The organism is Bacillus sp. RC251 (genome assembly GCF_044908765.1).
GTDB classification, from domain to species: Bacteria; Bacillota; Bacilli; order Bacillales; family Bacillaceae_G; genus Bacillus_A; species Bacillus_A wiedmannii.
Genome location: NZ_JBIYDP010000002.1, coordinates 122,510 through 147,796, shown reverse-complemented (window position 1 = coordinate 147,796; position 25,287 = coordinate 122,510). Strand labels below are relative to the sequence as shown.

At 36.8% G+C, this 25,287-nt stretch carries 26 protein-coding genes and 1 other annotated feature; of the genes, 2 read left to right on the top strand and 24 right to left on the bottom strand.

Translation table 11 applies throughout. The features are described 5' to 3' along the window. Positions 1-6 precede the first annotated feature (6 nt). The 11 genes from ABH961_RS10605 to ABH961_RS10555 all read right to left on the bottom strand — a co-directional run bounded on the left by ABH961_RS10605 (position 7) and on the right by ABH961_RS10555 (position 10,836). A complete protein-coding gene (locus tag ABH961_RS10605; RefSeq protein WP_404519382.1) occupies positions 7-513 on the bottom strand; it encodes a GNAT family N-acetyltransferase in 507 nt (168 codons plus the stop codon). Positions 514-822: 309 nt separating this feature from the next. Then, a complete protein-coding gene (locus tag ABH961_RS10600) occupies positions 823-1,218 on the bottom strand; it encodes an ankyrin repeat domain-containing protein (RefSeq protein WP_087985284.1) in 396 nt (131 codons plus the stop codon). Further along, complete coding sequence (locus ABH961_RS10595; protein ID WP_098079975.1) at positions 1,185-2,003, bottom strand: ABC transporter ATP-binding protein; 819 nt, start codon at positions 2,001-2,003, stop codon at positions 1,185-1,187. The genes ABH961_RS10600 and ABH961_RS10595 overlap by 34 nt, the downstream gene beginning before the upstream one ends. Then, positions 1,990-3,018 carry a FecCD family ABC transporter permease gene (locus ABH961_RS10590; RefSeq protein ID WP_048541456.1) on the bottom strand — a complete coding sequence of 343 codons (1,029 nt, stop codon included), beginning with the start codon at positions 3,016-3,018 and terminating at the stop codon, positions 1,990-1,992. Before ABH961_RS10590 ends, ABH961_RS10595 begins: the two co-directional genes overlap by 14 nt. Positions 3,019-3,023: 5 nt before the next feature. Beyond that, positions 3,024-3,971, bottom strand: a complete 948-nt coding sequence (locus ABH961_RS10585) for an ABC transporter substrate-binding protein (RefSeq protein ID WP_048541454.1) — start codon at positions 3,969-3,971, stop codon at positions 3,024-3,026. A gap of 155 nt (positions 3,972-4,126) precedes the next feature. Next, positions 4,127-4,354: a YrhC family protein gene (locus ABH961_RS10580; RefSeq protein WP_000661459.1), complete on the bottom strand. Its 228-nt coding sequence runs from the start codon at positions 4,352-4,354 to the stop codon at positions 4,127-4,129. 126 nt (positions 4,355-4,480) lie between these two features. After that, complete coding sequence (gene adhE, locus ABH961_RS10575) at positions 4,481-7,084, bottom strand: bifunctional acetaldehyde-CoA/alcohol dehydrogenase (protein ID WP_098079977.1); 2,604 nt, start codon at positions 7,082-7,084, stop codon at positions 4,481-4,483. Positions 7,085-7,344: 260 nt separating this feature from the next. Next, positions 7,345-8,478 carry a bifunctional cystathionine gamma-lyase/homocysteine desulfhydrase gene (locus tag ABH961_RS10570; RefSeq protein WP_098079979.1) on the bottom strand — a complete coding sequence of 378 codons (1,134 nt, stop codon included), beginning with the start codon at positions 8,476-8,478 and terminating at the stop codon, positions 7,345-7,347. Positions 8,479-8,481: 3 nt separating this feature from the next. Further along, on the bottom strand, positions 8,482-9,405 hold the full coding sequence (locus ABH961_RS10565) for an O-acetylserine dependent cystathionine beta-synthase (protein ID WP_404519378.1): 924 nt from the start codon (positions 9,403-9,405) through the stop codon (positions 8,482-8,484). Between the two features lie 82 nt (positions 9,406-9,487). Then, positions 9,488-10,183 (bottom strand): 5'-methylthioadenosine/S-adenosylhomocysteine nucleosidase, encoded by a 696-nt coding sequence (gene mtnN, locus ABH961_RS10560; protein WP_061677219.1) that lies wholly within the window; start codon positions 10,181-10,183, stop codon positions 9,488-9,490. Between the two features lie 14 nt (positions 10,184-10,197). Continuing rightward, positions 10,198-10,836, bottom strand: a complete 639-nt coding sequence (locus tag ABH961_RS10555) for a class I SAM-dependent DNA methyltransferase (protein ID WP_098079983.1) — start codon at positions 10,834-10,836, stop codon at positions 10,198-10,200. Positions 10,837-10,972: 136 nt separating this feature from the next. Here ABH961_RS10555 and ABH961_RS10550 point away from each other — a divergent pair, with 136 nt between their 5' ends. Then, positions 10,973-11,188 (top strand): YrzA family protein, encoded by a 216-nt coding sequence (locus ABH961_RS10550; RefSeq protein ID WP_098079985.1) that lies wholly within the window; start codon positions 10,973-10,975, stop codon positions 11,186-11,188. A 35-nt stretch (positions 11,189-11,223) separates the two neighbouring features. On the opposite strand, the gene ABH961_RS10545 is transcribed toward ABH961_RS10550, so the two are convergent. The 12 genes from ABH961_RS10545 to alaS all read right to left on the bottom strand — a co-directional run bounded on the left by ABH961_RS10545 (position 11,224) and on the right by alaS (position 23,315). Continuing rightward, positions 11,224-11,874, bottom strand: a complete 651-nt coding sequence (locus ABH961_RS10545; RefSeq protein WP_000897090.1) for a YrrS family protein — start codon at positions 11,872-11,874, stop codon at positions 11,224-11,226. Positions 11,875-11,990: 116 nt separating this feature from the next. Then, the gene (locus ABH961_RS10540) at positions 11,991-13,745 is read right to left on the bottom strand and encodes a peptidoglycan D,D-transpeptidase FtsI family protein (protein WP_098079987.1); all 1,755 of its coding nucleotides are present in this window, start codon (positions 13,743-13,745) and stop codon (positions 11,991-11,993) included. Positions 13,746-13,836: 91 nt separating this feature from the next. After that, positions 13,837-14,313, bottom strand: coding sequence for a transcription elongation factor GreA (greA, locus tag ABH961_RS10535; RefSeq protein WP_000179964.1), 477 nt, complete (start codon positions 14,311-14,313; stop codon positions 13,837-13,839). Between the two features lie 279 nt (positions 14,314-14,592). Further along, the gene (gene udk / locus ABH961_RS10530; protein ID WP_000537082.1) at positions 14,593-15,231 is read right to left on the bottom strand and encodes a uridine kinase; all 639 of its coding nucleotides are present in this window, start codon (positions 15,229-15,231) and stop codon (positions 14,593-14,595) included. 18 nt (positions 15,232-15,249) lie between these two features. Then, positions 15,250-16,530 (bottom strand): peptidase U32 family protein, encoded by a 1,281-nt coding sequence (locus tag ABH961_RS10525; protein WP_000217969.1) that lies wholly within the window; start codon positions 16,528-16,530, stop codon positions 15,250-15,252. Positions 16,531-16,548: 18 nt separating this feature from the next. After that, positions 16,549-17,478 (bottom strand): peptidase U32 family protein, encoded by a 930-nt coding sequence (locus tag ABH961_RS10520; RefSeq protein WP_000742789.1) that lies wholly within the window; start codon positions 17,476-17,478, stop codon positions 16,549-16,551. A 7-nt stretch (positions 17,479-17,485) separates the two neighbouring features. Next, positions 17,486-18,127: an O-methyltransferase gene (locus ABH961_RS10515; RefSeq protein ID WP_046956307.1), complete on the bottom strand. Its 642-nt coding sequence runs from the start codon at positions 18,125-18,127 to the stop codon at positions 17,486-17,488. 202 nt (positions 18,128-18,329) lie between these two features. Next, positions 18,330-19,400, bottom strand: coding sequence for an endolytic transglycosylase MltG (gene mltG, locus ABH961_RS10510; protein WP_087985288.1), 1,071 nt, complete (start codon positions 19,398-19,400; stop codon positions 18,330-18,332). A gap of 221 nt (positions 19,401-19,621) precedes the next feature. After that, on the bottom strand, positions 19,622-19,900 hold the full coding sequence (locus ABH961_RS10505; protein ID WP_000392246.1) for a DUF1292 domain-containing protein: 279 nt from the start codon (positions 19,898-19,900) through the stop codon (positions 19,622-19,624). A gap of 12 nt (positions 19,901-19,912) precedes the next feature. Beyond that, a complete protein-coding gene (gene ruvX / locus ABH961_RS10500) occupies positions 19,913-20,326 on the bottom strand; it encodes a Holliday junction resolvase RuvX (RefSeq protein ID WP_001221204.1) in 414 nt (137 codons plus the stop codon). Positions 20,327-20,329: 3 nt separating this feature from the next. Beyond that, on the bottom strand, positions 20,330-20,596 hold the full coding sequence (locus tag ABH961_RS10495; RefSeq protein ID WP_000348590.1) for an IreB family regulatory phosphoprotein: 267 nt from the start codon (positions 20,594-20,596) through the stop codon (positions 20,330-20,332). A 76-nt stretch (positions 20,597-20,672) separates the two neighbouring features. Further along, complete coding sequence (gene alaS / locus ABH961_RS10490) at positions 20,673-23,315, bottom strand: alanine--tRNA ligase (protein WP_404519376.1); 2,643 nt, start codon at positions 23,313-23,315, stop codon at positions 20,673-20,675. A 40-nt stretch (positions 23,316-23,355) separates the two neighbouring features. Then, positions 23,356-23,575, bottom strand: a binding site (T-box leader). Between the two features lie 209 nt (positions 23,576-23,784). Between alaS and ABH961_RS10485 the strand changes: the two genes are divergently transcribed. Beyond that, positions 23,785-24,129, top strand: coding sequence for a PH domain-containing protein (locus ABH961_RS10485; RefSeq protein WP_048541430.1), 345 nt, complete (start codon positions 23,785-23,787; stop codon positions 24,127-24,129). Positions 24,130-24,167: 38 nt separating this feature from the next. Here the strand turns inward: ABH961_RS10485 and ABH961_RS10480 are convergent, their stop codons facing one another. Further along, complete coding sequence (locus ABH961_RS10480; protein WP_048541428.1) at positions 24,168-25,235, bottom strand: AI-2E family transporter; 1,068 nt, start codon at positions 25,233-25,235, stop codon at positions 24,168-24,170. Between the last annotated feature and the right edge of the window lie 52 nt (positions 25,236-25,287).

Genomic DNA, 25,287 nt, shown 5'->3' with positions numbered 1-25,287 from the left:
CTTTTTTCATCCAACGCGTTTAATGGAATAAACAAGAACGTCCATCCCATGAAATGAAGTTGTTTTCTCATAACTAAGCCCTGTTTTTCTAGCAACAAAGATTGAGGCGGGGTGATCCGGATTAATAAGAGAAATTAATTTATTCATTCGTAACGCTCGGAAACCATAGTCTCGAAATGCTGCCGCTGCTTCTTTCGCATACCCTTTTCCCCAATACTGAGGTAATAACCAATAACCAATTTCAATTTCTTCTTTTCCATCTATCTGCTGCTTTACTAACCCTGCATGACCAATTCGTATTCCCGTTTCCTTTTCAATCAATACAAATAAACCAAGACCGTTTTTATAGCTAGGAATCACCCACTCCTCCAAACTTTTTTTACATTGCATATATGTTTTTAACGTCCCATTTCCAATATAGCGCATTACCTTCTCATTTCCCCATAGCGAAGCATAGAACTGCAAGTCATCCATTGTATATTTGCGAATTTGTAAATGATCTGTATGAAACATCTCTGCACTCCTTCCCACGAATTTGTACTTAACTACACGATCATGTTTTGTATGTATACTAAAATGTTACTATCTATTATAAATGAACCAAGAATAAAATACAGAATATTCAATCTCCCAAGAATCTAAAAAAGGCAGTAGACAAATATTGTCTACTGCATCCATATCATAACTAGCATAAAGAAAACTACAATTGAGGGGGTGTAGGATTTTCAAATATACTAGATACTTATCCCGTTCTAACGGGCGGTAAACTTTTCAATTATATGAAAGTGAAAAGTTTACCGCACATAAGAACCTTTGCGGTCATTAAGAGATCACCGTTAAGTACTCAAATACACGCTGTGCTTGTTCTCCACCCATTCGTGCATGTTGAAGAAGGGAAATACCATGTGGACCCGATGCACGCAATGCCTCTGGTTGTGCTACTAAAATAGCTTGTACAACTTCTAATTCTCCAAGCATCGCGGCCGCAAAAATGTCCATTCGAGCACCCTTTTCTAGTAAATAGAGAGCAATATCTTTACGACCTACATGTGCCGCCGCTCCTAACGCACTTTCCCAATCTGATCCGCCCCAATTGTAAGAGGCATGAAGTAAGCTTGGCGATTCAGCCAACAGTTCTTGTACTTTTTCTAAATCTCCGTGAGCTGCCATAACAAATTCTCTTACTAACTCAGTGGTAATACATTCTTCTGTTCGCATCTTGCTCCTCCTTTTTTAGAAATTCGTTTTGGTGTAAAAAATGGCTTGTCACTTCCTTGAAAAATATCTACCTCTATGCCGAACACACGTTGAAACATTTCATGACATAACACTTCTTCTGGTATACCGTCATACTGAAGCTGCCCTCGCTTTAATACGAGTAAACGATCACTATATTGAGCCGCTTGATTAATATCATGTAAAACCATTACAATTGTCATGCCAAACTCCTCGTTTAACCGTTTCACAAGTTCCATTACTTCCAACTGATGAACGATATCTAAAAAGGTTGTTGGCTCATCTAATAATAAGACATTTGTACGTTGTGCTAGCGTCATTGCAATCCAGGCACGTTGTCTTTCTCCTCCTGATAAAGATTGTAAAAGACGATATTCATATCCTTCAAGATTTGTAACAGACAATGCCCAATCAACAATTTCTTCATCGTCTTTATTTAAGCGATCTCTCCATGATTTATGAGGTCCCCTTCCAAATTCGATTAATTCTTTCACTGTTAAATCTAATTTATGATCATGCATTTGTGGTAACATCGCTAATTGCTTCGCTACATCGGCACTTTTCATCGTATGAATACTTTTTCCATCTAAAATGATATCCCCTTCGCTTTGTTTAAGTAGTCTTGCCATTAAACGAAGCAAAGTAGATTTCCCCGATCCATTCGGTCCAATTAAACTAACGACCTCTCCAGCTTTAATATGTACATTCATATTTTGCATTTGAAATCTTTCAGAATGTGCGTAAAACACTTTATTAACGGAAATCACGTTGCCTTCCTCCTCTATGAATTAAATATAAGAAGAACGGACCGCCTAAGAAGGATAATAAAATACCAACAGGCAATTCAATTGGATCGAACCAACTTCGAGCTATCGCATCCGCGAAAACAAGTAATATACCTCCGCCAAGGCATGATAATGGCAGTAAATATTTATAGTCATTTCCAACTAATAAACGTAACATATGTGGTACAACAAGTCCGACAAATCCAATAAGACCAGAAACACTAACTGCAATTCCAGCTAATAGTGTACTTACTACTATTAAATAAAACCGGCTTTTCTCCACGTTATGACCTAATAATTTCGCCATTTCATCTCCAAGCATTAATACTCGAATATGCTTTATACCAAAGAAGGCTAATATAATAGCGAATATTGCATAATAAATAATCATGTTTAAATGCGCCCAACTTACACCACCAATGCCACCTGCTAACCAGGGTAACACCGATTGTACTTTGTCACTATGTAATAACATTAACGCTGACGTCGCTGCACCAATTAATGCATTGATTGATACACCTACTAAGACAATCCTTGAAGGCGGCGCCCCTTTTTGCCATGATAAAGCATAAATGACCATCGCCGTTATGAAAGCTCCTATAAACGCCCCGAGCGGTAAAAATGCCATATGCTGAGGGAATAAAATCATAATTACAATTGCTACAAGGCCTGCTCCAGATGAAACCCCGATAATACCAGGGTCTGCAAGAGGATTTCTCATAACCCCTTGCAGCAGTGCACCAGATGCTGCTAAACATGTTCCTACTATAAATCCAACGAGCACTCTCGGTATACGAAGGTCCCATACAATTCGATGAACCGTCGAACCTTCATCTTGTATCCCTGTTAGAATTTCTCGTAAAGAAAAGGATAGGCTTCCTGCGAAAAGACCATAAAAAAGACCTAGAATCGTTAATACAACTAAAGTAACTGCTATTATCCATCTTTTTTTCGCAAAAGGATGTTCCTTTTCCCTTACTACTTCACTACTTTCCATACTTATCATTTCCTTACATCTTGTATACTTTTATACATAAAGTCCATTGCTTCTGTAACTTTTGTTCCAGGATTTGATCCAAATAAGTCTGGTGGCAAAATAACTACACGATTTTGTTTTACTGCATCTAAATTTTTCCACGCTTCATTTTTCATCATTTCACCTTCAAATGCTTTTTTAACGCTATTTGGATCTCCATGTGTAATTAAATAAATCACATCTGGATTTGCCTCAATAATACGTTCTACACTTAGCTGCGCATATTGCGGATATTCCTTCATTTCCGGAAAATCAGCTGCAATATTTTTTCCGCCTGTTTTTTCTAAAATATTACCTGATAAAGATGTTGGTAATGCTGCTAAATAAGTACCTGGTGCTCCGTATACTAACAGTGCTTTCACATCACTCTTTTTCTCATATGTCTTCATTTGATCATTAATTTTTTGATTAAGTTCTTTTGCTTTATCTTCTTTCTTCATTATCGTTCCATATAGTTCAATATTCTTTTGAATATCTTGTACAGAATTCGCAGAAGAAATCATTACTTTCGTTCCTTGTCCTTCAACCGTTGGAACATTCTTTTGAAACCCATTGTTAGCAATAAGTACATCCGGTTTTAAACTAGCGATTTGCTCAAAATTCGGTTGATGTGCATTCCCGATTACTTGTACTTTCTTTACATCCTCTGGAAGAGTTATTTTTGCATCCGGACGACCTACTATTTTTCCGCCTAAAGCATGAATAATATTCATGTCTCCCATACTTAATGTTGCAAAACTCTCTGGCACTTTATCGAATGTTACCTTTCTTCCTGATAGGTCGGTAACTTCGATTTTCTCTTTTCCTTTTTCTGTTTTTGTTGCAGATGCTTTTTCGTCTCCCTTTGCATTGCAACCTATTAACAAGAAAAAAATAGATAAAATCGCTGTGAATAGCGTAATAGATTTTTTCATTCTTTCACCTCTAACTGATAATGATAATCATTAACTACTATTCTACTTTAATTGATAAGGATTATCATTGTCAATATAAACCGCATACATTTTTTACAAAAACAAAAAGCACTACAAAAAGATTCGTTCTTTTTGTAGTGCTCTATTTCATAATATTACTCACATTCATTTCCCTCTAACTGATCTCGCATCACTTTCACACGCTGAAAGAAAAAGAATGATAAACTTAAAAATATAATGGTGCTCCCCATCATAACAAAAGATTGTATTGTTTCTTTTGCTCCATTCGGAATCAATAAGCCAACCATTAACAATGTACTTACAGCGAGAAGAATTTGTCCGAACCGAGTATAATCTTCTATTTTCCCTTGTAATTCTTTCATTATATTCTCACTCCTCCATTTCACTGTATCATATTCTATTAAACTTAAAGACCAGTAAATACAGCCATTCTGGGAGATGTTTTCCAAAAGAAAAAGAGCCGCTTTATTGCGACCCTTTCATAACCATTACTCACCTTTATATGCTTCCATATAAATTTCTTTCAGCTCTGAAATGAGAGGTAATTTTGGATTAGCTGTTGTACATTGATCTTCAAAAGCTCTTTCTGCTAATAATCCAACAACCTCTTCAAATTGGTCTTTAGCAACTCCTTGTCCTGCAATACTCATATTTATATTTAAGCTTTTTCCAAGCTCAATAATTGCTTGGACGAGTGATTCCACACCTTCTGCTGTCGAGCCTGCTGGAAGCCCGAGCATTCTCGCGATATGTGCATAGCGTTCATCAGCTACAAAGTGCTCATATTTTGGGAACAATGCGTGTTTTCTTGGCTTAATAGCATTATAGCGAACTACGTGCGGCATAAGAATTGCATTCGCACGCCCATGCGGAATGTGAAATTCTGGTCCAATTTTATGTGCTAAGCTGTGATTAATGCCTAGGAAAGCATTTGCAAATGCCATCCCTGCGATTGCAGAAGCATTATGCATTTTTTCTCGTGCTTCTTCGTCATTTCCATCTTTAAATGCTCTTGGTAAATATTTAAATACGAGATCAATGGCCTTTAATGCTAATCCATCTGTATAGTCATTTGCTAGAACAGACACATACGCCTCGATTGCATGCGTTAATACGTCCATCCCAGTGTCTGCTGTTACATGTGGTGGTACTGTCATTACAAACTGTGGATCAACAATTGCTACATCTGGTGTTAATTCATAATCCGCGAGCGGATACTTTATATTATTTTTCTTATCTGTAATAACCGCAAATGGTGTCACTTCTGATCCTGTTCCTGATGTTGTTGGAATGGCAACAAACTGCGCCTTACTTCCTAATTCCGGATATTTACATGTACGTTTTCTTATATCTAAAAACTTCTGTTTAATTCCATAGAATGTTGTTTCTGGGTGCTCATAGAAAAGCCACATCCCTTTCGCTGCATCCATAGCTGAACCACCACCAAGTGCGATAATTACATCTGGCTTAAAACTTCTCATCATTTCCGCACCTTTAAACACAGTTTCATCTGATGGATCTGGCTCGACCTCAAAGAAAACTTCGACTTTTACATCATTTGCATGTTTACGTAAATAATGCGTAACCGTATCTACATATCCGTGCTCAACCATTCCTGGATCCGTTACAATAAATGCGTGTGAAATGTTAGGCATATTTGCTAAATATGCTGTCGCATGTTTTTCAAAATAAATTTTTGGTGGTAATTTAAACCACTGCATATTCTTTTTTCTATTTGCCAACCTTTTTATATTTAATAAATGCGTCGCTGTTACGTTTTGAGAAACTGAGTTTTTCCCATACGAGCCGCAACCAAGCGTAAGTGATGGAATAAATCCATTATATATGTCACCGATTCCACCTTGTGATGAAGGGGCGTTTACAATAAGACGGCAAGCTTTCATACGTAATCCAAATTGTTTTTGTACTTCTTTATTTGTAGAATGAATGACTGCTGAATGTCCTAAACCACCGAGGTCTAACATGTCTTCGCAATATGTAAGTCCCTCTTCTAGTGAATTTGCTTTTACACAAGCTAATACTGGACTCAGTTTCTCACGAGATAGTGGATATGCTGCTCCGATACCTTGTATTTCAGCTACAAGCATTTTTGTATTTTCAGGCACAGTAATTCCAACTAATGCGGCAATGTACTGTGCTGATTTCCCTACAATATCACTATTGACTGCACATGTATTTTCATTAATAACAAGCTTTTCTAATTTTCTTCTCTCTTCTTCTGTTACAAAGTAACAATTGTTTGCAATCATTTCTTTTTTCACATCATCATAAATTTCCTTATCTACAATGATTGCTTGTTCTGATGCACAAATCATACCGTTATCAAATGTTTTTGATAAAATTAAATCATTAACAGCTCGTTTTATATGCGCTGATTTCTCTATATAGCATGGTACATTACCAGGACCTACACCTAGCGCTGGTTTTCCAGTAGAATAAGCTGATTTCACCATACCTGCTCCTCCAGTGGCCAAAACAAGTGCAACCCCTTCATGGTTCATTAATTGTTTCGTTGCTTCGACAGAAGGTCTTTCAATCCACTGAATACAATGTTTTGGTGCCCCGGCCTTCACCGCAGCGTCATATACTGTTTTCGCTGCTGCAATGGAACAGCTTTGTGCTGAAGGATGAAATGCGAAAATAATTGGATTTCTCGTTTTTATCGCGATCAATGCTTTAAACATTGTTGTCGACGTTGGATTCGTTACTGGCGTTACCCCAGCTACTACACCGACAGGTTCCGCAATTTCTATTATTTCTTCATGAGGATCTTCGTGGATAATCCCTACTGTTTTATCTTTTTTTATGCTATGCCAAATATATTCAGTAGCAAAAATATTTTTAATACATTTATCTTCATATACACCACGACCTGTTTCTTCAACAGCCAACTTTGCAAGTGGCATATGTTGATCCACACCTGCTAATGCCATTTCGTGAACAATGTTGTCAATTTGCTCTTGTGTAAAACTTTCTAATGCTTGTAAAGCCTTTCGACCGTTATTCACTAACGTATCAATCATCTCTTTTACTTCCTGCATTTCATTTACAACTTTCTCTTTGACTACCATGTAAATTCCTCCTATTCTGCTATTATGGACTAAATAAGACCCTATAGGTCATAATAAGTCCCGATTAGCGCAAAAAAAATAGAGTTGCTTTCCTACATGAACCTCATTGTTTGTGAAACGTTTCACAAGTTTGTTCGTGATTAACATTTCATGAATTTAATATACATGAAATAATTTCATTTGTGTATGTCTATTTTGTGAAACATTTCACAAAAGTGATGTAATAAAAATGCACTGCCTATATGAGCAGTGCATTTTTATTATGCTAGTGCTTGTGCTAAATCTTCAATTAAATCTTCACCATCTTCAATACCGACAGAAATTCGAATTAATGTATCTGTAATTCCTAGCTCTTTACGACGATCTGCTGGGATTGATGCATGTGTCATTTGAGATGGAATAGAAATTAAACTTTCTACTGCTCCTAAACTTTCAGCAAGTGTAAAGTATTGTAATTTCTCAAGTACTTTATTTAATGTTTCTTCGCTATCTACATCAAATGAGATAATAGCACCAAATCCATTTGCTTGTTCTGTCGCTAGTTCATGGTTTTGATGTGATGCAAGACCTGGGTAATATACTTTATTTACTTTTGGATGGTTATTTAAAAACTCGGCAATTGCGCGTGAATTCGTTTCATGCTCTTCCATTCGAATTCCTAATGTTTTTAAACCACGAAGTAGTAAGAAGCTATCTTGTGGGCCAAGAATGCCTCCTGTTGAGTTTTGTACAAAGTGAAGGTCTTCTGCTAATTGCGGGCTATTTACAACTACTAGGCCTGCAACTACGTCACTATGACCTCCTAAATATTTCGTTGCACTATGAAGTACAATGTCTGCTCCTAAAGTAATCGGCGACTGCCAATATGGCGTCATGAATGTGTTATCGATAATTGTTAATAAATCTTTCTCTTTAGCAAGAGTAGATATTTTCTTAATATCAGTAATTTTCAGTAATGGGTTCGTTGGTGTTTCCACATAAATCGCTTTCGTATTCGGACGAATTGCTTCTATAACTTCCTCTAAGTTGGTTGTATCTACAAATGTATGCTCAATACCGAAGCGATTTAATACTTTCGTGATAACGCGGTACGTTCCACCATACACATCATCTGTTAAAATAACGTGGTCACCTTTTGAGAACAACATAATTGTAGCTGTAATAGCAGCCATTCCTGAACCAAATGCAAAACCAGCATGACCGTTTTCTAATACTGCAATCATTTCTTCTAAAGCTGCACGTGTTGGGTTGCCTGTACGTGAATATTCATATCCTTGATGCTTACCAACTGCTTCTTGTTTGTACGTACTTGTTTGATAAATCGGTACATTTACAGATCCAGTTGAAGGTTCTCCTATGCGAATACCATGAATTAACTTTGTCTTTGCTCTCATTTTTTATTCCCATCCTTTGTATATGTCTTTACTTAAATAACGCTCACTACTATCAGGAAAAATCGTTACAATATTTGTACCTGGTGCCGCTTGCTCTGCTTCAAGTAAACTTGCATGAAATGCTGCTCCTGAAGAGCTCCCAACAAGCAGTCCTTCTTTTTGCGCTAATTCCTTTACTCGTAAAAATGCATTTCGATCAGAAATTGTATGAATTCCATCAAAATAAGATGTTTTCAAAAATGGCGGGATGAATTCAAGGCCGATCCCTTCTGTTTCATGCGAACCAGCTTTACCACCATTTAAAATGGATCCTTCTGGTTCCACAATAACCGTTTTTATATCTACATTTTTTTCTTTCAAATAAGATGCAGTCCCCATGAATGTACCACCAGTTCCTGCTCCTGCAACAAATATGTTAATCTCTCCGTTAAGTGCCGACCAAAGTTCAGGACCTAGTGTTTTGAAATAAGCACGCGGGTTTGCTTCATTCGCAAACTGACTTGGAGAGTATGAATTCGGTATTTCATTTACTAATTCTTTTGCTTTTGCAATTGCGCCGGTCATTCCTTGCTCAGTCGGTGTATGCACGACCGTTGCGCCTAGTGCTTTCATTAATTCTTGTTTTTCAATACTAAATTTCTCTGGTACACAAACAATAACGCGTAAATCATGTTGTAACGCTGCAAGTGCCAGTCCAATACCAGTATTTCCAGCAGTTGGTTCAATAATTGTTCCACCCTGGGTAACAAGCCCTTTTTCTAGCGCATCTTCGATTAATTCTCTTCCTAAACGGTCCTTAACGCTTCCACCTGGGTTATAAAATTCAAGCTTTGCAAATAAACGGACCCCTTCTGGAAGTGAAAAACGAGTAATTTCTACAATTGGTGTATGACCAATCAACTCATGAACTCCACGATATACATTCATCGTGTTCTCCCCCTTATTTGCCAATAAAGAAAAGGCAACTGTATGTATTTTCTTTATATGAGACAGTTGCCTTTTTGTTACATTACTTTAACTCTTCTAATACTTTTACGATAAAGTTTGTAGAATGAAGAGCTGCTTGATCTAAAAATTGATCAAATGAAACATTTGATTCTTTACCAGCAATATCAGAAAGTGCACGAATAATAACAAACGGAACTTCATATTGGTGGCATACTTGTGCAACAGCTGCTGCTTCCATTTCTACTGCATAAAGGTCTTCAAATTTATCACGGATTGCTGCAACGCGGTTCGGATCACTCATAAATGAATCACCTGTTGCAATCATACCTTTTACAACTTGAATATTTTCTTCTGCCTGCATACATTTCTCAGCTAATGCAACTAATGCTTCATCAGCTTTAAATCCAGGCGGCATTCCTGGTACTTGACCATACTCATAGTTAAATACTGTTACATCTACGTCATGATGACGAACTTCTGTTGAAATAACTACATCTCCAACGTTTAGAGAATGATGGAAGCCACCAGCTGAACCAGTATTAATTACTTTTTCAGGCTTATATCTTTCTAATAAAATTGTCGTTGACATCGCTGCATTTACTTTACCAATACCAGACTTTAACAAGATTACTTCATGTCCTGCTAATTGTCCTTTCGTAAATTCACAACCCGCAACCGTTTCTGTTTCTGCTTGTTCTAATTTGTCACGTAAAATACGTACTTCTTCTTCCATTGCTCCAATTACAGCAATTCTCAATCTAATCCCTCTTTCTATTGCTTAGTTGCCTCCATTACCCAAACGAAATGATTTAATCTCGTAAACGTTACATGGAAGCCATTGTTTTCAAAAATAGACTGCATGATTGGAATACGTGTATAATATTCCGTTTGCAAATCGTTCGCTAACTGATGGAAACCTCTTTGTTTTGCTGTTTCAACAGTTTTATCATATGCATCTTGATCTGCAAATATCGTATCAGCAAACACTATTTTACCACCTTTGTTTAGCAATTGACTATAGTTCGCAATCGCTACATTTTTTTCATCATCTGTTAAATGATGAAATGCATAGGTGCTTACAATGGTATCAATTGAATTTGGAACTTCAAACGAAAGAAAATCACCTTCTGTAATCGAAAACTCTTGCGGCAATTTCTCTTTTGCAATCATGCGCATTTCACGTGACGGTTCTATACCGTAAACTATGTGGCCAGCAAGTAATAATTTACTTGTTAAATTTCCAGTACCAACACCAAATTCTAATACATTACCAAATGACTTGTTAACTACATCCTCTAGAATATCCTCATAACGAGCGAAAACTTCTTTATATTGTATATCTTCGCCTTGTACGAATGAGTCGTACGTATGAGCCCACTCATCAAATAAACCATTAAATTCTGTCCCCATAAAAATTCCCCTTTTTCTTATCGGTTTTATCAGTATGATATGCCCTCTTGCTAAAAATGTCAATTGAAATGTACATGGTATTTCCTTCTTTTCTTTGTTACACTATAGTTGATTACATAGGAGAGGGGTCGTCTTCGTGTCATTTACCTTTGAAATGTTAGAAGATAAAGTAGAGTTTTTCGAAGCAGGAGACTTAGCTTCTTTGGAACGAAAAATTAGCGAACAAATCGATAATAATAAAGCACTTATGCTTGAAGTTCATCACATCTCGCATCAAACGGTTATGGATCCCGAAAGCAAAAGACCATATTATAGCGCGGTTGTTCATTTTAAATTAAAGAAATTACGCTAACTAAAAAAGAGAAGCTCTTAAGGAGCCTCTCTTTTTTAGTTTAGAGTTTGAACAAGTACTGGTTTCCAGCCCTCATTTTCTACCCAATCAATATTCACATAATATTTTTTACCTGATTGTTTATCTTGTACGTTACCGTAAGCTTTATTCTTACCGTTATTTCCAATTCTATGGATAACTAATTGATTTACTGGAACGTCAATTGCAGCTGAAATCGCTTGATTCATCTCATTCCAATCTGCTGTACCTTTTTTAAACGTCATCGCAGGTGTTGCACCTTGCTCTGTACCTACTGGCTTCCAAGAAGATTTCGTATAAGCATCTGTTGCCTGTGACTGTGTTTTTTCAGCTGGTGCTTTCTCGTTAGCTTTCGCTTCTTCTTCAGCTTTTTTCTGTTCTTCCTCAGCCTTTTGCTTCTCTTCTTCTTCCTGCTTCTTAGCCTCTGTCTTATCTTGCTCGTTCTTCTTCGTCTCTTCTTTGCCTTTAGCTTTCTCAGCTTTATTCTCTTTTGTTGTTTGCTGAGCTACTTTTTTATCACTAGAAGACGCTTGCTCTTTTCTTTCAGGAACAAACAATTGATATGATACAATAGCTACTAATATTAATACAATTGCAATTGCAATATTTAAAACACCGTTTTGACGACGTTTTTGTTGTTTCTGTTGGAATCTAGATCCTCCTGCCATTCTTCAAACCTCCATGCAGTTTTTCATACTTGCTATTGTAACATTAAATCTAGAAAGGTTGAACATTTACAATAATATTTTCACGAAATGAAAACATTTCACTATGAATTGCAAGATTACTTTTCATTCTCTAATCGATAGATTGATTCTACGATAGCTTTGAAAATAGGTGTAACTTTATTTACATTGCTATTCGTTTCTATATCCACGACAACTAAAGCATATCTTGGATTTTCATATGGAAAATAACCTGCAAACCAACGATTCACTTTCATCCCTTTTCCTGTTTGCGCTGTCCCAGATTTTCCGGCAACACTTAGTGGTAACGACCTGAATGCTGCTCCTGTTCCTTTCTCCGTTGTTACAACGCCCCTTAATAACTCTTGTAATGTTTTCACCGTTTCATAGGAAAGCTGTTTTCCACCTAATGTATGGTCTTCAAATGTATAGAAGTCCGTTCCATTTTTATACATTATTTTTTCCACAGCTTTCACTTCCATCTTTTCTCCACCTCTAGCAATCGTCGCCATCATATTTGCAATCGCTAGAGGTGACATACGTACATCTTTCTGTCCAATTGCTGTTTGCGCTACCGCCTTTTTACTATTCTTATTTCCTTCACTACCCCAAATCGTAACCCTCTTCTCCTCTGGCATTTGCTCAAAATGAGTTGTATGAAATACAGAATCTTTCCATCCAACCTTACTAGCGGCTCCTAACGCCGCTACGTAAGTTTCTAACACCATCTTATCCTTTTGTATTAGCTCATTACCTAACTCTGAAAATGTCCTGTTACAGCTTCTAGCAAAGCTCTCTTTAAAACTAAGTGTACCCATCATAACCTGTGGGTGGTCTTCACCATATAAATCTTGATTACAATTAAATGTACGATTAAACACATTTTCATTTTGATCAATCACTGCCGCTGCAACTATTGTTTTAAAAACAGAACCAGGAAAATGTGGTGTCAACATTTGATTTTCAAGTGTAGTTGTATATAAACGCTCATCCTTCACCTGCACAGATGGTTTACTGACCATCGCTAAAATTTCATTTGTCTTTACATCAAGTAATACTAATCCCCCCTTCTTTATTTCGCTTGCTTCAAGCACTTCTTCTGCTTTTTGCTGTAACCTGTTATGTAAAGTTGTTTGAATCGTCACTGGATAAAACGGATTTCCAGGAGCAGTATATTTTGCTTGTTTTCCAAAAATCGGTTCCCCTTGTCGGTCCACTTGATACAATACTTTTGCCTCTCCATCGGTCAAAAGAAATTCATCAAATGATTGCTGCAATCCTGAAATACCAATTGGCGTTTGCCTTGAAATTTTTCTTACTTCTCCGTATCGTTTTTGAAATTCTCGTTCATTCTCCCCCACATCGCCAATTAAATGATTCACCCTGCCAGTTTGTCGTAAACGAACTTCAGCTGCTACAATACCTAATACATTTAATTGATTTATCTTCTCCATCTGCTCTCGTGCCAAGCGAAATGGACCATTTCCCCTTTGCATGATAAATGCACTTTTCTTGTCTTTCATTTGACTTTCAATCTCTTGTCTCGACACACCAATGATATGCGCAATTTTCTCTAACATGTCATTTTTTATTTGTAGAAATGGAAAAATAATTAAAACAGGATACTTTTTCTCACCTATTTCCTTACCGTTCCGATCTATAAAATGGCCTCGTCCATCATCTACCGTAATGGACTGCGTCCGTTGTGTAACACTTTTTTCAATTAAATTTATCTTACGATCTGTAAATGATTCTGTATCTATAATTTGTATTTGAATTAAACGACAAAGTAAAATAAACATGATACATATAAAACAAATTAAAACAATTGTAATTCTCCGTTTTATTTTCATAAAAAACACCTCGTCTATTATAGTTTGGACGGAGTGTTTCATCTTTTATACAAATAAAAAAATCACTCGCTTTTACACGAGTGATTTTTTATTATTTTACAGAGATAATCTCTACTTGCATTTCTCCACCTGGAGTTTGGATTGCTACCTTCTCACCAATTTGCTTACCTAATAAGCTTTTTGCAATTGGAGAATCGTTAGAAATTCTTCCTTCAAATGGATCTGCTTCTGCGCTACCTACGATTGTGTAAGATTCTTCATCTCCACCTGGTAACTCTTTAAATGTTACTGTTTTACCTAATGTAACAACTGTAGACTCTTCGCCGTTATCTGTGATGATAACTGCGTTACGAATCATGTTTTCTAATTGTGTAATACGTCCTTCTACGAACGCTTGCTCATCTTTCGCTGCATCGTACTCAGAGTTCTCAGAAAGATCTCCGAAGCTACGTGCAATCTTAATTCGCTCTACAACCTCTTTACGTTTTACCGTTTTTAAATCTTCAAGTTCGTTCTCTAGCTTTTGCTTACCCTCTTGCGTCATAGGGTATGTTTTTTCTGTTGCCATATTTTCCACTCCTTTTATATACCAATCCCCCGAAAAAAAAGAGGAGTTCCATATGAAAACTCCCCCACTTATATGTATAGCGGAGGTTTCTAGCACGCCTGTACTAGCGGAGTTGTCACATACAACCCCGTATTCCCAATTCCTCTTTATATAAAGAAGATATGTATGGAAAGTTGATATAAATATGCCCTCACCTATATATAGATGAGGTTGCATGTTTCATTGTATTCGATAGGAAGGGAAAAAATCCCTTCCTATCGTATATCTTTTACTATGCTATTACAAATTTACTTTTTGTTCAAGAATTGTTGCAATTTTTGTCACCATAATATCAATTGCAACATGGTTTTGTCCACCTTCAGGGATAATAATATCCGCAAATTTCTTAGAAGGCTCAATAAATTGATTGTGCATTGGACGTACAACACTTACGTATTGATCAATAACTGAATCCATCGTACGGCCGCGTTCCTTAATATCACGCTGCATGCGGCGTAAAATACGAAGATCTGCATCTGTATCAACGAATAGCTTAATGTCCATTAACTCACAAAGACGTGGGTCTTCTAAAATAAGAATTCCTTCTAAAATGATTACATCTTTCGGCTCAACTGGAATAACTTCTTCTGAACGCGTATGCAATGTATAGTCATATACAGGCTTATCAATTTGCTCATATGCAAGTAACTGCTGCAAATGTTCAATTAACAGATCATTATCAAACGCAAGCGGATGATCATAATTTGTTTTTAAACGCTCTTCCATTGGTAAATGGCTTTGATCTTTGTAATAATAATCTTGCTCTAAGATTAAAATAGAATGACCTTTAAAATGGTCAAAAATCGCTTTCGTTACACTCGTTTTACCTGATCCCGAACCACCAGCAATTCCAATTACAACAGGCTTATTCGTCCCCATTCGACTATCAACTCTTTCTTATTGAAGTATGCTTTTGCGCATCATATTATTCACATACACTGGTTGATCCACTTTGAATTTCACGATTTGCAGCGGATGTCTCGCTGCATCTAATTCGTTTCCATCCTCATCCCAAATTTTCTCCACCGTCTGCGTAAAGTTTTCTATTTCTGGCCCAAAGAACTCCACTTCATGTCCTGGTTTGAAATGATTACGTTGCTCAATCGTTACGATGCCTGTTTCTTCATTATAATCTAACACTAAACCAGCGAAATCATACGTTGTTTTCTTACTATGATTTCCAAACATTTGCTCTTGATGTCCTGGAACCCCTTCAAAGAATGCGGGAGCTGTATCACGATTTGCACATTTATCAAGCTCATCTAACCATTCTTGTTTAAACTCAAAATTATCCGGATCCGCACAATACGCATCAATTACTTTACGGTATACCGTTGCTACAGTTGCTACGTAATGGATTGATTTCATACGTCCTTCAACTTTTAAGCTATCAATTCCAATTTCAATCATTTTCGGAATTGATAAAATTAAATTTAAATCTTTTGGACTCATTGCAAAGTGAGCATCTTCTTCTTGGAATAGAGGAAGCTCTTTTGCATCTTTATGTTGTGATACTGTTTGAACTAAATCATAGTCCCAACGGCAAGATTGACAACAACCACCACGGTTAGAGTCACGTGCTGTCATATGGTTACTTAACGTACATCGGCCTGAATATGCGATACACATTGCACCATGGACGAATGCTTCAATTTCAATATCCACTTTTTCTTTAATTTCTTTCATTTCTTCATAGCTTGCTTCACGAGCTAATACAAGACGATGTAAACCTTCTTCTTTCCAATACTGTGCTGCTTTCCAGTTGGATAGTGATTGTTGTGTACTTAAATGCACTTCAACAGAAGGCGCTACACGTTTACAAGTCTCAATAATAAGCGGATCAGCAACGATAATTCCCGTTACGCCAGCTTTTTCAATCCCTTTTAAATATTCCTCTAGCCCGTCCATATTTTCATTATGTGCAAAGATATTTGTTGTTACATATATTTTTGCTCCATATTTCTTTGCAAATTCAACACCTTCTGCCATTTCTTCCAGTGTAAAGTTACCTGCATTCGAACGAAGACCAAATTCTTGTCCACCTAAATATACAGCATCTGCCCCATAATGGATAGCTACTTTTAATTTTTCTAAGTTACCCGCAGGGATTAACAGTTCAGGTTTCTTCACAATAACGCGTTTGCCATCGATTACTCGTGAAATTTCTTGTACAGTCATTTCCTACACCCTCCTCGTTTAGTAAACCGTCTCTTTAAAGAAGAATCCTGTATCTAACGGACGATTTACTGGTTGCATTTCTTCTATCTCTTTATATAAATCGTCTTTCACGTCATAATACGCATCACGATCTTCTACACATAAATCAATTGCTTTACGATATTTCTTCGTTACCTCAATAATGTATGCAGAGCTTTTTAGTACACCATCAACTTTTAAGCTAGCGACTTCAGCGTCAATTAGTTCTTCTAACTCATCGATGAAACAAATATCGTTTGGACTCATAATGTGAGTACCATTTTCATCTTCATAAATTGGATATTTATTGTTACGCTCTGGGTCATATAAGAACATATTCTCTTCATATTTTTTCTTTTCAATGTCAAGATTACGTCCTTGATACTCAAAGTAGTTTCCTACTAAGGAACGCTTCGATTGGAACATACAAGTCATACCGTGAATTTGTACTTCAAGTTCCACTTCAGCATTTTCTTTTAATTCAACAATCTCATCTAAGCTAAGCTCACGAGCTAATACAGCGCGTTTTGCTCCTCTTTGTCCCCAGTAGTTACAAGTAAACCAGTTTGTTGCTGTTGTTTCTGTATTCCAGTGCAATTGCATATTTGGCGCTACCTCTCGGACCGCCATTAATACTGCTGGGTCTCCGAAAACAATTGCATCTACACTTACTTCGTTTAAAAATGCAACATAATCTGTTAATTCGTCTACTTTATCATTGTGGAACATAGCGTTCATTGCTACGTATACTTTCACACCATTTTCATGCGCAATCTTCACAGCTTGTTTCACATCTTCACGTGAAAATTCCCCTGCTAAACGTAAACCGAACTTTTGCTCACCGATCATTACCGCATCTGCTCCTGCTTTCGCAAGAGGTTCGATATCCACTACTGCTTTTGGCGTTACTAACAATTCAGGTTTCTTCATACCTTGGTCACCCTCTCTTTTTACTAACAGCTACTCCATCACCAATTGGGAAAATCGTTGTATCATATCCTTCATGGTTCATAAGCCATTCATTGTACGTCTTAATACGACGGATTAAACCACGTGTACGTCTGTTTTCAATTTTCTCTTTTGTCGTTACAAGGCCATGGTACATAACATTATCTGAAATAATTACGCCACCAGGGTTTAATAACGGTTCATATAAGTCAAAAAAGCGACGATATTGTCCTTTTGCTGCATCAATAAAAATAACGTCAAACGTTCCATGTTCTTCTACTTGCTCACCTGTTTCTAACGCATCACCGTAAATAACAGAAATACGCTCTTTAACTGATGAACGTTCTATATATTCAAGTGCTTTTTCATATCGCTCGCGATTGCGTTCAACTGTCACAATACGAGAATTTGGAATAGCTTGCATCATACGAATACTAGAATAACCAATTGCTGTACCAAGCTCTAAAATGCTTTTTGGTCCAATTAAACGTAAAAATTGCAACATAAATTCCATTCCAAGTCGATCCATAATCGGCACATGATTTTCTTTTGCATAATCTTCCATTTCAAGAATTAATTTATCTTTCGGATCAATAAATGATAATAGGTACTCGTTAACTGCATCCTCCATAATGGTCCTCCTTATTTACATGGAGAAGTGCCTCTATGACGTCTTTTCACACATAGAATGCAATAAAAATACAAGCCAGCTTCATCCTTAGCTTGTACGTCCCGTTTTGATATTAAAAACGATTCTTCTGCCAGTTTTTAACCCGATATATTTTACCACAAAAAAGAGGGATGTGCGACATTTTTCGCTATCCCTCCCCATTTCACTGTTTTTTCGTAATATATTTTTGCTTTAATGCATTATGCTCTTCCAATGTTTTCGCATAGTACACTTCACCAGTTGGTGCAGCTAAGAAATAATAATAATCTGTTTGTGCAGGCTCTAACGCCGCTTCCACTGAATGTTTACCAGAGTTTGCGATCGGACCAACCGGCAATCCTTTCACAACATACGTATTGTACGGTGAGTTTACCTTTAAATCTTCGTATAATACACGTTGTTTATGCTTTCCAAGTGCATATAATACCGTTGGATCAGTTTGCAGGGGCATACCTTTTTCCAAACGATTATAAAAGACACTAGAGATTTTTTGACGATCTGTAAAGCCTGTTGCCTCTTCTTCAATAAGTGAAGACAATGTTAAAAGCTGATGAACATCCCAGTTTTTCGCTTTCATTTTTGCCTCGTTTTGAACAATGATTGCATTCGTTTTCTCAAGCATTGGAATTACAATTTCTTCTAACGTCGTATCTTTTTTATAGAAAGAGTACGTCGCAGGATATAAATAACCTTCTAATGGATATTTAATATTGCTATCAAAGATTTTATCCGTTAACAACTTCGGATACTTTTGCTGCATTTTTTGAATAAATGCTTTATCGTTTAATTGACGTACGACATCATCTTTATTCCACTTTAATTCGTTTGCAACCGTTTCTGCAATTTCAGTTACTTGTGCACCTTCTTTTATCGTCACTTTATAAAGAGCTGGACGATGTACATTACCAGATGACATTTGTTCAATAACATCTGAGGCACTCATTGAAGGATTTAATAAATATGTACCCGCTTGTAAATTTTTAGATTTAGCCTTTGTATAAAAACTAAAAACTGTACCGTTTTTCACAGCACCTTTTTCTTCTAAAATCTCACCAATTTTACTAGTAGATGATCCTTTTGGAATTTCTACTTCAATCTCTTTTTTATTCCCGCTATCAACTGGTCCTAATGCGGATGAAATATACGCATAGACTGAACCACAAACTAAAAGCAGTGCAATAATCGAAAATAAAAAAAGACGTCTACGCTTTTTTTTCACTTGATTCTCTATCAACACTCTTCCTCCTTAATTAAATTGTAGACCGTATGTATATCTTTCTATACAACACGATATAAAAACACAATAAATTTATTTATCTTTTTTTTAGATAGACATTTTATTTTTCTACAATCCGTCTCATTATACTACAAAGGATTACACGGTTTCGACAAAAAATCTTTCATTTTACATATAAAAAAAGGTGGACTATATGTCGTCCACCTTTTCAGTACTTATTATTCAGCTTCTTGCTCATCAGCTAGAGTGTTGAACATTTCTTGTACCATTTCCCACTCTTCTTCAGATTCGATTGGAAGTAAACTTCCGCCCTCTTCTTCATTTTGCTCATAAGCCATTGCATCATAAATTTGGTCTCCATCTTCGTCTACTTCACCGATTGGAGAGAAGACTACGTATGATTTTTTGCCAAATTTTTCAGCATCAAAAGTGAAAATAATTTCACATAAATGTTCGTTACCTTTTTCGTCTACAATTGTAATTTGATTTTCTTCCATTTTGGTCACCTCTTATTTACTATCTAAAAATCCTTGTAAGATTACGACTGCAGCCATCTTATCAATTACCTGTTTTCGCTTCTTACGACTCACATCAGCTGAAATGAGCAGACGTTCCGCTGCCATCGTTGACAAACGCTCGTCCCACATTACAACTTCTAATTGTAACAGATTTCGCAGGTTTTCTGCAAATTGCTGGCACGCTTCACCACGTGGGCCAATTGTACCATTCATATTTTTAGGTAAACCTACTACTATTTTGTCCACATTGTACTGCTTTACTAACTCAGAAATACGATCAAAACCAAAGTGACCTCGTTCTTCGTTAATCCTGATTGTTTCCAGCCCTTGCGCTGTCCAGCCCATTTCGTCGCTCATTGCAACTCCGACTGTTTTTGTACCTACATCTAAACCTAATATCCGCATAAACTACTCCTCACGATGATGTTTCAAGTACGATTTCACAAGCTCTTCAATTAACTCATCACGTTCAAGCTTGCGAATAATGCTTCGTGCATCTTTATGGCGAGGTATGTATGCTGGGTCTCCACTTAATAAATAACCGACGATTTGGTTAATCGGATTATAGCCTTTTTCTTGAAGTGCATCATACACAGTTAAAAGTACATCATTTACATGGACACTCTGTTTTTCATCTTGAATGCTAAACTTCATTGTTTTATCAAAACCGTCCATTTCAAGCACCTCACTTATATAGTAAGTATAGGGAGAAGAACTTCTCCTCTCCCTACCATTGTACACTACTATCTCTTTATTTTGAAACAGATTTAACGTACTCTTGTACAAATGCTAAAGCTTCCTCAACTTGCGCTGGGTTTTTACCGCCTGCTTGAGCCATGTCAGGACGGCCACCACCACCGCCGCCACAACGAGAAGCTACTTCTTTCACAAGTTTACCAGCATGGTAACCTTGGCTAATTAAATCTTTCGTTACGCCAGCTAAGATGTTTACTTTATCATCATTTACAGACGCTAATACGACAACTGCAGACTCTAATTTATTTTTCAGGTCATCCATCATCGTACGTAAGTTGTTCATATCTGCAACGTTTACCTTCGCTGCTAATACGTTTACGCCATCAACTGTCATTACTGAATCAGTTAAGTTTCCAGCTTCAATATTGCTTAATTTTGCAGCAAGAGATTCGTTTTCTTTTTGAAGTTGTTTTACTTCAGCAAATAAACCATCCACTCTTGTTAAAATATCTTTCGGGTTTGTTTTCATTTTTCCTGCTGCTTCTTTTAATAAACCTACTTGATCGTTCATTAATTCGTATGCAGATTTACCAGTTACTGCTTCAATACGACGCGTTCCTGCACCGATACCAGACTCAGCAACGATTTTGAAAATACCAATTGAAGCTGTGTTATCAACGTGACAACCACCGCAAAGCTCTAAGCTATAATCGCCTACTTGTACAACGCGTACAACATCACCGTATTTTTCACCGAATAATGCCATTGCGCCCATTTCTTTCGCTTTTTCAATTGCTTTTTGAGAAATCTCAACATCAATACTTTCCCAAATTTTCTCGTTTACGATACGCTCAATTTTTTCTAATTCGTCAGCTTGTACTTGACCGAAGTGAGAGAAATCAAAGCGTAAACGTTCAGAAGTTACAAGAGAACCTGCTTGGTTAACATGCGTTCCAAGTACGTCTTTTAATGCTTGGTGTAGTAAGTGAGTTGCTGTATGGTTTTTCACAACGCTACTACGGTTTTTCGTGTCGATAATAGCTTTCACAGCCGCATCTTTCGTTAATGTACCTTCTTCAACAACAACTTTGTGTAAGTTTTGACCATTTGGTGCTTTTTGTACGTCTTTTACAAGTACTTTCACGCCGTCAGCAAGAAGGTAACCACGGTCTGCAATTTGCCCACCGCTCTCAGCATAGAATGGTGTTACATCAAGCATTAATTGCCCTTCTTCACCAGCTTGTAAGCTATCTGTGTATTCGCCGTTTTTCACAAGTGCAACAACGTTACTTTCTGTTGCAACTGTACCGTAACCAACGAACTCGCTCGCTACTTTCACTTCTCCAAGGACACCGCCTTGAACTTGCATAGAATCAACGTCTTGACGAGCAGCACGTGCGCGCTCACGTTGTTTTTCCATTTCACTTTCAAAGCCTTCCTGATCAACTGTCATACCAGCTTCTTCTGCATATTCTTCTGTTAATTCAATCGGGAAACCATATGTGTCATATAGACGGAACGCATCTACTCCAGAAATAACAGTTGTTTTTTCTTCTTTTGCTTTTGTGATAACTTCAGCTAAAATTGCTTCCCCATCATGAAGTGTTTCATGGAAACGCTCTTCTTCATTTTTCACAACTTTTGCTATGAAATCTTTCTTTTCAAGTACTTCTGGGTAGAAGTCTTTCATTACCTCTCCAACAACCGGCACTAATTCAAACATGAATGGACGGTTGATGTTTAATTTTTTCGAATAACGAACCGCGCGGCGTAATAAACGACGTAATACATAACCACGGCCTTCGTTAGATGGAAGAGCACCGTCACCTACAGCAAATGTTACTGTACGGATATGGTCAGCAATTACTTTAAACGCCATATCTTTTTCTAAGTCACCATTACGATACTTCTCACCAGAAATTGATTCTGTTGCGCCAATCATCGGCATGAATAAGTCTGTATCAAAGTTTGTAGGTACATCTTGAACGATAGATGTCATACGCTCTAGACCCATCCCTGTATCGATGTTTTTCTTAGGAAGCGGTGTATATGAACCGTCTGGATTATGGTTAAATTGAGAGAATACAAGGTTCCATACTTCTAAGTAACGCTCGTTTTCTCCGCCTGGATATAATTCTGGGTCACTAAAGTCATTACCATAAGCTTCTCCGCGGTCATAGAAAATCTCTGTATTCGGTCCGCTTGGTCCTTCACCGATATCCCAGAAGTTTTCTTCTAAACGGATGATGCGCTCTTTTGGAACACCCATTTTTTCATTCCAAATTGTGAATGCTTCTTCATCTTCTGGATGGATTGTAACTGATAGTAATTCTTTATCGAATCCGATCCATTTGTCGCTCGTTAAGAATTCCCAAGCCCAAGTAATTGCTTCTTCTTTAAAGTAATCACCGATTGAGAAGTTTCCTAACATTTCAAAGAATGTATGGTGACGAGCTGTTTTCCCTACATTTTCAATATCGTTTGTACGAATTGATTTTTGGGCATTTGTAATACGTGGATTTTGCGGGATTACACGTCCATCAAAATATTTTTTTAATGTCGCTACACCACTGTTAATCCATAACAGAGATGGATCTTCATGCGGAACTAGTGATGCACTAGGTTCTACTGCATGTCCTTTTTCTTGGAAAAAGTCTAAAAACATTTGACGAATTTGTGCGCCTGTTAGTTGTTTCATTGTATTTTCCTCCTTAAATATAAAAAACTCCCGCCCCTATAAAAGGGACGAGAGTTAACTCGCGATACCACCCTAATTATGAATTGATTATTATAACAATCAATTCATCACCTCATGGTGCCGTAACGTGGCAAGACGGCAGTGATTAGCTGCTCTCAGGATTAGCTTTCTGTTACCCTTCATTTAAAGCTTCTTTCAGCCATATGGAAGCTTCTCTCTATAAATGGACTGTAACGTACTTTTTCCGTCATTGATTTAATGTATTATATGACTAAATATAATAGAATTCTCTTAAGTTTGTCAATGTAGATAATCATTTATATTGCATTAACCATAGTTATTCTACTATTCATTCTTAACAGCCTTTCAATATATTATGCATTTATTAATAAATTGTACTACCTCTATATTTTTTTCAGAATATTTTTTTTGTTATAATTAAATTATCAATAATAAAGGAGTGAGCAAAATGACAACTTTATTGAACAAGGCTAAAAACATATTAACGACTGACGAAACGATATTATTTTACACTGCATGTTCATTAGATATATTTATTTATCGTTCCGTTGCAAGACCAGGACTGTTAATTTTAACGAACAAACGGCTCTTCTTTTATGGACCAGATGTAAGTAAGAACCCAATATTTGAAGAGTACTCTTTTGCAAACATTTCTAATCTAAAAGAGCAAAAGCGGCTTTTCAGCAATCAAATTATATTTATGTACGATAATGAATGGAAAAAAATAAAGCATATTCAAACAAATGATGTAAGCTCTCTCGTTCAACAAATACACGAGCAACTCTCTACATAATGAAAGCCCTCTACTTTTATAAGTTGAGGGCTTTCATATTACACATCTTCTTTTTTCCAAAGAGGTCTTACATGAACAATCACTGTACGAATAACCGCTAAAATTGGAACTGATATTAGTAATCCTACAATCCCAGCTATCTCTCCTCCAACTAGTAATGCAAGCATAATAATAACAGGATGCATACGAAGTGACTTACCAACGATGTAAGGTGATAAAATGTTACTTTCTAAAAACTGCAAAATAGCAATCGTAATTCCCGCCTTAATGAGTAAACTCGTTGATACCGTTGCCGCAATCATCAATGTCGGAATCGCCCCTAAAATAGGACCGAAGTACGGGATTATATCCGTTACCCCAATAATAATGCCGAGTAATAGTGGATATTTCATACCGATAAACCAAAAGGAAAGAACAGATACTCCCCCTAATACTAAGCAAACAAACAACTGTCCTCGAATATAACTTCCGAGTGACTTATCAATTTCTTTCGCCAGCATTTGCCCTGTACTACGCCACTTACTTGGGACTAGTTTCCAAAAGATGTGATAAAATTCACCGTAATCTTTTAATATGTAAAATACAATGAACGGTATTAAGAAAATAATAAGCAACGAATCCAGTACGCCACGAGCCGTACTCATCACTTTATTTAAAAGTGATTGTATCTTCGTTTCTACACCAACAAAAATTTGTTTCACCTTTTCATGAATAAATGATGGGAAATTTGCTGTTTGTTCTGTGACGCCATCCATCCAAGAATCATACATTTTTGTAAACTGCGGAAATTGTTCATTAATCTCTTGTAACTGTTTAATAACAACTGGCGTTCCTTTATAAATCCCATAACCAATTCCGCCAAAGAAAAGGATGTAAATAAGCAAGATAGCAAGTGTACGTGGCATCCCTTCTTTATGAATTTTTTCAATTAAAGGATGTAATAAATACGCAATAAAGCATGCAATAAGAAACGGTGTAATTGCCACTTTAAATACAAAAATAATCGGTGCCCATAGCGGCTTAATTTTTAAAAAGACAAGTAAACAAAGAAATACAAGTAACAATAACCCTAAACGATATATCCAAATGATTTTAAGATTCTTCACACGAAAAACCTCCTCCACCTTTATTTTGAAAATAAACAGGGTAGGTTATGTG